This window comes from Leptodesmis sp., from assembly GCF_052746595.1.
In genome coordinates this window covers 1-6789 of record NZ_JBRAGO010000139.1, presented here as the reverse complement: position 1 = coordinate 6789, position 6789 = coordinate 1, and the positions used below count along the sequence as shown (strand labels likewise).

The following is a 6789-nucleotide window of genomic DNA, read 5'->3' as shown; positions in this document are numbered from 1 at the left end:
GCGTTACTCAGTAACATCCTGATTTTTCTTACTGCGATCGCGATGTTACTCACTAACACTGTCCTATTACCAAGAAAGATCCTGATCTTCCTGGGGGCGATCGCGTGTTACTGAGATCTTCAGCACTGGAAGGAGGTAAGCCTCCATTGTTGGAGAGCTTCACCTTACCTGATCAGTCAACTCTTTCGGGAGCGGCCAGTATTCGGCAAATTCCATTGAGAAGGTGGCCATGCCTTGAGAAAGCGATCGTAACTCACTGGCATAGCTGAACATCTCCAGGAGGGGTACCTCGGCCCAGATAATCGTGTCCTGGTTGCGGGTTTCTGACCCCAGTAATAGGGCGCGACGAGCCAGCAATTTGTTCTGAATGCGTCCGACAAACTCGCTGGGGGTTTCGACTTCCAGCTTCATCATCGGTTCTAAGAGAATGGGATTGGCCTGCCTGAAGGCATCTTCAAACGCCTGTCGAGCCGCGATGCGAAAGACGATGTCGGAAGACTCGGTGGGATGAAAACTGCCGCCCTCCAGAATTACCTTCAGCCCAATCACGGGATAGCCCTTCAGCCAGCCTGTTTTTAAGCCGTCCCGGAAACCCTGTTCGCAGGCCGGAATCCAGGATGGCGGAATCGCCCCCTCCGTCACTCGATTTTCAAAGATAAAGGGTTGATCACAGGGTTCTAAGCGACCGATGACGTGGGCAAACTGGCCATGTCCTGGAGCCTGGCGTTTGAAGGTGTAATCAAAGTCAGCCGATCGGGTAATGGTTTCTCGAAAGGCCACGGCTGGCTTACCAATATAGGCTTCTGCGTGATACTCCCGTTTCATGCGCTCCAGATAGATTTCTAAATGGAGTTCTCCCATCCCCGATAGCAAGATTTTGTGCGACTCCGGATCGGTGCTGACGTGCAAGGTGGGGTCTTCTTTCACAAACCGCTGCAGGGCTTTTGAGAGGCGATCACTGTCCGCTTTACTTTTGGGTGTAATGGCGATTGTCATTACGGGTTCGGGAACTTCCATGCCTTCTAAAAACAAATTGGTACCGGGAGAACACAGCGTATCACCAGCCGCACATTCAATCCCCACCAGGCCGACAATTTCCCCAGCGGCGATCGTGCTTAGTTCCTGACGGCGACCGGCTTCCAGACGCACCAGTCGCCCCACGCGAACAGTTCTCTGGGTGCGGGAATTGTAGAGGCGATCGCCCTGCTTCAGGGTGCCGGAATACAGGCGGGTGTAGGTGAGAGGGCCATACTCATCCTCGGTCAGCTTAAAGCCTAAGCCGACAACTGGTTGGGTGGGGTCAGGGGCAATGGGGACTCGGATGCCAGTGGTGCCATCGATCGCCGTTACTAATTCCCGTTCTGCTGGAGACGGTAAATACAGGCCAATGGCATCCAGTAGATTGTGAACTCCTTTATTCTTGAAGGCCGATCCCATCAGGACGGGAATAAATTCGTGGGCTAAGGTGCCTGCTCGTAGCGTTTCCCAGATCAGGTTACTGGGAACATCTTCTCCGTTAAGCAGTTTGGCTGTGATCGCTTCCGATCGCAGGGAGATTTGATCCAATAATTTGTCTCTGGCGGCTTGAGCCTCTGCCAGCAGTTCTGCTGAGATGGGCCGTTGAATCCAGTCTTCCCCATGTTCTCCCTCAAAGTAGGAAGCGGTCATTTCAATCAGATCAATCACACCCGCAAATTGGGCTTCTAGCCCGATCGGATACTGCACCACTACGGGGGTAACACCCAGCTTTTCCTGAATTGCAGCGACCACTCGAAAGGGATTGGCTCCTACCCGATCCAACTTGTTGATGAAAATAATCCGGGGAATCCGATAGCGCCGCATCTGGCGATCGACCGTAATTGATTGAGACTGCACACCTCCAACACCGCACAGCACCAGCACAGCACCATCGAGTACCCGTAGCGATCGCTCAACTTCGATCGTAAAATCAACATGACCGGGAGTATCAATTAAATTAATCTGGTAATTTTTCCAGAAACAGGTAATTACAGCAGAAGTAATCGTAATGCCCTTTTCTCGCTCCAGTTCCATATAATCCATCGTGGCCCCCGACTCGCTATCTCCACTATGCACTTCATGCATTTTGTGAATCTTTTTTGTGTAGTAGAGGATACGTTCAGACAAGGTGGTCTTTCCCGCATCGATATGAGCCGAGATGCCAATGTTACGAATTTGATTAAGGGAATTCATAGCAAGGTTAAGCTTGTAGGGAAGAGGATTGGGGGTTCAGCCTGAGATAATCTTAACTACCACTTGACTCTGATCCTTCTTATTTCAGTGTTACTGCAAATACTCCTATTTGTTACCAAGCATACTCCTTTTAGGAGTAGTGACTTTATATAAGCTGTTGTACCCAAAGAGTCAGTTGCTCCGGCCATTCATCGTTACCACCACGATCAAGGGACTGCGGCTGCCACCTGGCATATACCAGTTGCGACTGGTCATCACCGATTATGCTGACCTCCTGGGTCGTATTTCTCCAGTGCTTCAAGTCACTTAATCAGGTTATCTCTAATGTGTACCTTCGAGTGGGAGGGGTTTCTGATGCGGTGGAGTCGGGAGTCGCTACAGTCTATGAGATACGAATGAGATAAACTACCATCCCAGATCATTGAATCCAGTCATTGAATCCAGTTGGTTGGGCTACCCGATGCAACTGAAGTACAAATTGACCAGGCAGAGGCTCGTTTGAGAATGATTTAATCTCGCTTCTATCAGGAGTTCATAAAAGTTACAAATGGTTTCTATTTAACTATTTTTTGTTTATGAACTCTGATCCATAGATGAAATTGAGTAGTTTGCTATCCGTCCCTGGGACTAGATCTATGATTTTATCGGATGATATAAGTGAGAGAATCTTATAAATTTAAATTTCAGTAACTCGTATATTCGCTTAAAAATTCTCTCGATTCCAGACGAAGAGTACTTAGTCTATGACTATGAGCAGGATCCGAAAAAATTACGTGTCGAATATTTGCAGATGGTCCTAGAAATTAGCGATCGCGAGAATTCTATCATCTATTTACTGAGTCCCCGGATTGATCTCAATCACGATGGGGAATGGGAAGCCTGGTATCTGGAAGATTTCCGTCCCGACAAACGATTCCACTGCTTTACATGTCCGCGCCCCCTGGTTACAAGTAATGCATTACTCCCAATGCCGTCAAAAAACATATGGGAAGAGGGTATTACACAACCGCTACCCAGAACGCTTCAACGGTCTTGAAGCGGCTAAGGACTTTGTCAAGCAACGACGAAATAAGTGGAATTAGAAAGTTTAAGAAAGATGTCGAGAATTTTAATCTTTGTGCGAGATTGTGTTTTACAACACTCATACGAGGTAGGATGCAGGTATCCAGAGTACCTGGAGGTGGGTTATGCAAAACTATGTTGTTGCTGTTGTTAACAGTAGTAAGGCAAGGCTATTTGTGCTGGAACCCGCTGAGTTTCCTGAGTACGAACCCAGTGCTAAATTAGTTGAAGTCGCCACGTTACTCAGTTCGACTCAAGAGCTTCAGGGGCAGGACTTGTGGTCAAATACCAAGCCCGGACGCAATCGCGGCAGCGCAGGTCAGGTTCACGGTTATGACGATCATCGGGAAAATCATCTCGTTGAGTTTGAACGCCACTTTGCCCAGACGATCGCTGCTAAGCTGACCGAATTCCTGCAAACACGCCAGCCCCATCAACTGCTGTTGGTGGCGGAACCTAGGATTCTGGGGATCATGCGGGAAGTGCTCATCCCCGATCTGCCGAAAAATTTGAAGGTTTCTGAGCTAGCAAAAGATTTGTGTCAACTGTCCACCCATGAGTTGCATGAGTATTTAGCTGAGAAAGCCTTGCTGCCCGCTCAAACTAGGCCCAATGCTCAAATGGTGCCCCCCTAGAACCCTGAGGGTATTTGCCGATAGTATCAGATCAGGTGGAAACGAGTGACGATCGCCCGTGAATCGTCACGGAAAATTGGGGGGGAAAATTCAAGCAGCCCTGATTGTGTAGGGGAGGTAGTTATGGTCACTCAAAGTCCCAGCATCCAAATTTTTGCGGGTGTTCAAGAAGAATTAAGTGGTGTGAGCCTGAGACGCAATAAGCTGTCTGGTCAGAGATCGGCCGTATTGACTTTGATAAATTAGAATCCTTAGAGCACTTTCGCAGTTACTGGAAGCGATCGGCCAACGCAGTGCATCTGATTGATGAAGAAGGCGAGATGCTGATTGAACCCGCTGGGGTACGGTTCCTGTATGGAGGCCCAGAAGGAGAAGACTTGCGACGGGTCGAATGTAAACTGGAGATCGGCCAGAATGACCATTGGGAACGCTTTATGCGATTCATGAACCGTTATTTAGAAGCCAATAACATGGTTTATGGAGAAAATGCCCCCAGTGCTCCGTCTTGATAGCCGGTCCATTAATCCATGCCCTCATTGATTCGTTTCGTCTCCGCTTTCAACACCTTCTGCAACTTATTAGCACAAGCCACCCTGGCTCCCTCCACAAGCGTGAATGGTTGGTCGCTGGACGATCGCGATCCAGAGGTGATTCGGCAGTTGTTGCCTCTGTTGGACTGGTTTTATCACGATTACTTTCATGTACAAACCAGCGGCTGGGAACACATTCCTGCCACAGGGAGAGTACTGCTGATTGGATCGCACAATGGGGGAATGGTCACCCCTGACCTGTATATGGTCACAAAATTCACTTTCAGGGTCGCCACGGGTTCATTAAACTGGCCCTGGAGACGGAAACCCCGATCGTTCCGCTGATTTCCCACGGGGCACATGAAACCCTGATTATCCTGGCTGATCTCTACCCGCAGTTGCAGCAACTTCACCAACGGGGTATGCCCTGGCCCTTTGGCATCGATCCGGAGGTGTGGCCCATTTATTTGGGTCTACCCTGGGGAATTGCGATCGGCCCCTGGCCCAACATTCCCTTCCCCGTGCAGATCCACATGCGAGTCTGTGCCCCGATCGTCTTTGAACGCTATGGTGAGGAAGCAGCCCACGATCCAGACTACGTGCATGAGTGTTATGAAACAGTCCACAACACCATGCAGGCTGAGCTAGACCAGCTCACTCAGGAGGTCTCTTCTACCAAGAAACCTGGAATCTTGAGAGATTCCGGGCTTCTAGAGTCACGCGGTTGAGTCAGGCTATTTTCTTGTAAACACTGGAGTACCGTTTCCTGAACAACCCGATCGTTCATCATAAAAGTGTGCCATACGTCTAACTGGACAATTCGATCCTGGTTGGAAAGGCGCGTTTCGCTGAGGGCGACAATCCCATCATTGAGTTCCATCCCGAACGGACTGAGTACGCCCCTGGGGCCACAGGTACCAGCGACGATCGTATAGGGAGCCTGTAATGCTGGCATAGCCGCATAGAAGTCTGGACTGGTGAGATTAAAGCCACACTGACCGGAAAACCATTGAAAGGGTGGTAAGTACCACGCATAAGCAGCCAATCGAGGTGGTTGGTTGGGCGTTCCCAGCATGATGATGTGGGCTGGTGGGAGAATGGGTAGAGAGCCAAGGGCCGATCGTACAAGCAACCCACCCAGAGAATGAGCCACGACCCCGTAACTACCTTGCATTGCCAGGGCGTGCAATCGGATTTGCAGTCGCTCTACAATGCGATCGTAGGACTCGTGGAACGCGAAGTACCCAAATAACTCAGTGTGATGGCCAGCCTGCTGTAACCGCCGTTCCAGGTTGAGCAGTGATAGGGGGGTGCGTCCCAGTCCGTGAATCAGTAAAACGTTCATTCTCTAAGTCAGTATTCATGAATTTCCGTTGAATTTCATCAAACTTCAGTTCTAATAGTTGTCGTGATGAAATAACAAACCCCGTTTGAGCGAAGTATTTCAATAATACTGTGCGAACAGATGGCTCTGCAGCGCCTGAGGCAGTGGCCAACAGCATTGCATTCAGTTCTAACAAATTCGCATTATGACGTTTTCAGCGTTCAAAGCCTGCTAGAACCTCGATACTTTTATCTCCCCTTTCACCGTTGCTGGCAGCAGAGAGTTTGGCTGAGGGTAGCGATAATTTGGTCTGCAAAATTTGGCTTAACTGAGACAAGGACTCTTCCGCAGGCAGGGTCAGTGCAGGAACTTTGGCCAGAGTTTCTACCAGTTGCACCCCAGCGCTGGTACTGGTAGCCGCACCTGTAACGAAATCAGGTTCTACTCCAAAAGCTTGCGTCACACCAATGACGGCATAGGGGTCGGAGGCACACAGAACTGTACAGTGGACTTGTTCGCGCAATTCTTCCAGGGCAATGGATCCATTATAAGGTTCAAACCGGGAAGCCCCCGCTTCGGCCACTACCACATCGGGATTCTCAGCAACAATCATAGTTAACAACTGGTGCAATGACACGCGGAAATCATCAGGCGGAACCACCGAAGACGGCAAACCCACATCCACAAAATCAAACACGCGATCGACTGCCAGTCTCCCACGGCTTCCAGGGTGGCTCGTCGGACTCCAAATGCACCTACCACCCGATCGCCTTCCAGCAGTTCTGCCATGCGGCCTGTGGTCAGTTCCACTGCGCAGTGGAGATGCACCGGGGGGACTATACGACCCACAACATAATCCCCCGTGGCCCATTGGCTGCGGGGAAGCGGCTCAACTGTGAAAGGGCGAGACTGCAAATCGCTGATCCGAGTGAGTGAGCCAAAAAAGTATTTGGTGGTCATGACTTCTTTCTGGTTCCTTAAAGATTGCGGAGTGACATCCTCCCGACACCAATGCTACGCATACGGT

8 protein-coding genes are annotated in these 6789 nt (G+C 49.9%); 4 read left to right on the top strand and 4 right to left on the bottom strand.

From position 1 onward, the window contains the following. Positions 1-159 precede the first annotated feature (159 nt). Positions 160-2211: an elongation factor G gene (gene fusA / locus ACUVQO_RS21105; RefSeq protein ID WP_445927797.1), complete on the bottom strand. Its 2052-nt coding sequence runs from the start codon at positions 2209-2211 to the stop codon at positions 160-162. Positions 2212-3398: 1187 nt separating this feature from the next. On the opposite strand from fusA, the gene ACUVQO_RS21100 reads away from it, so the two are divergent. The 4 genes from ACUVQO_RS21100 (at position 3399) to ACUVQO_RS21085 (ending at position 5166) form a co-directional block, all read left to right on the top strand. Further along, complete coding sequence (locus ACUVQO_RS21100; RefSeq protein WP_445927796.1) at positions 3399-3908, top strand: host attachment protein; 510 nt, start codon at positions 3399-3401, stop codon at positions 3906-3908. 218 nt (positions 3909-4126) lie between these two features. After that, entirely contained in the window at positions 4127-4417 is a 291-nt protein-coding gene (psb28, locus tag ACUVQO_RS21095) for a photosystem II reaction center protein Psb28 (protein WP_445927801.1), read from the top strand. An 18-nt stretch (positions 4418-4435) separates the two neighbouring features. Next, a complete protein-coding gene (locus tag ACUVQO_RS21090; protein ID WP_445927795.1) occupies positions 4436-4783 on the top strand; it encodes a hypothetical protein in 348 nt (115 codons plus the stop codon). A gap of 77 nt (positions 4784-4860) precedes the next feature. Beyond that, positions 4861-5166, top strand: a complete 306-nt coding sequence (locus tag ACUVQO_RS21085) for a hypothetical protein (protein ID WP_445927794.1) — start codon at positions 4861-4863, stop codon at positions 5164-5166. Here ACUVQO_RS21085 and ACUVQO_RS21080 read toward each other — a convergent pair. The 3 genes from ACUVQO_RS21080 to ACUVQO_RS21070 form a co-directional block, all read right to left on the bottom strand. Continuing rightward, positions 5097-5783: an esterase/lipase family protein gene (locus tag ACUVQO_RS21080; protein ID WP_445927793.1), complete on the bottom strand. Its 687-nt coding sequence runs from the start codon at positions 5781-5783 to the stop codon at positions 5097-5099. The genes ACUVQO_RS21085 and ACUVQO_RS21080 overlap by 70 nt on opposite strands. A gap of 193 nt (positions 5784-5976) precedes the next feature. Beyond that, entirely contained in the window at positions 5977-6375 is a 399-nt protein-coding gene (locus ACUVQO_RS21075) for a hypothetical protein (RefSeq protein ID WP_445927792.1), read from the bottom strand. A gap of 2 nt (positions 6376-6377) precedes the next feature. Next, positions 6378-6722: a hypothetical protein gene (locus ACUVQO_RS21070; protein ID WP_445927791.1), complete on the bottom strand. Its 345-nt coding sequence runs from the start codon at positions 6720-6722 to the stop codon at positions 6378-6380. Positions 6723-6789: the final 67 nt, after the last annotated feature.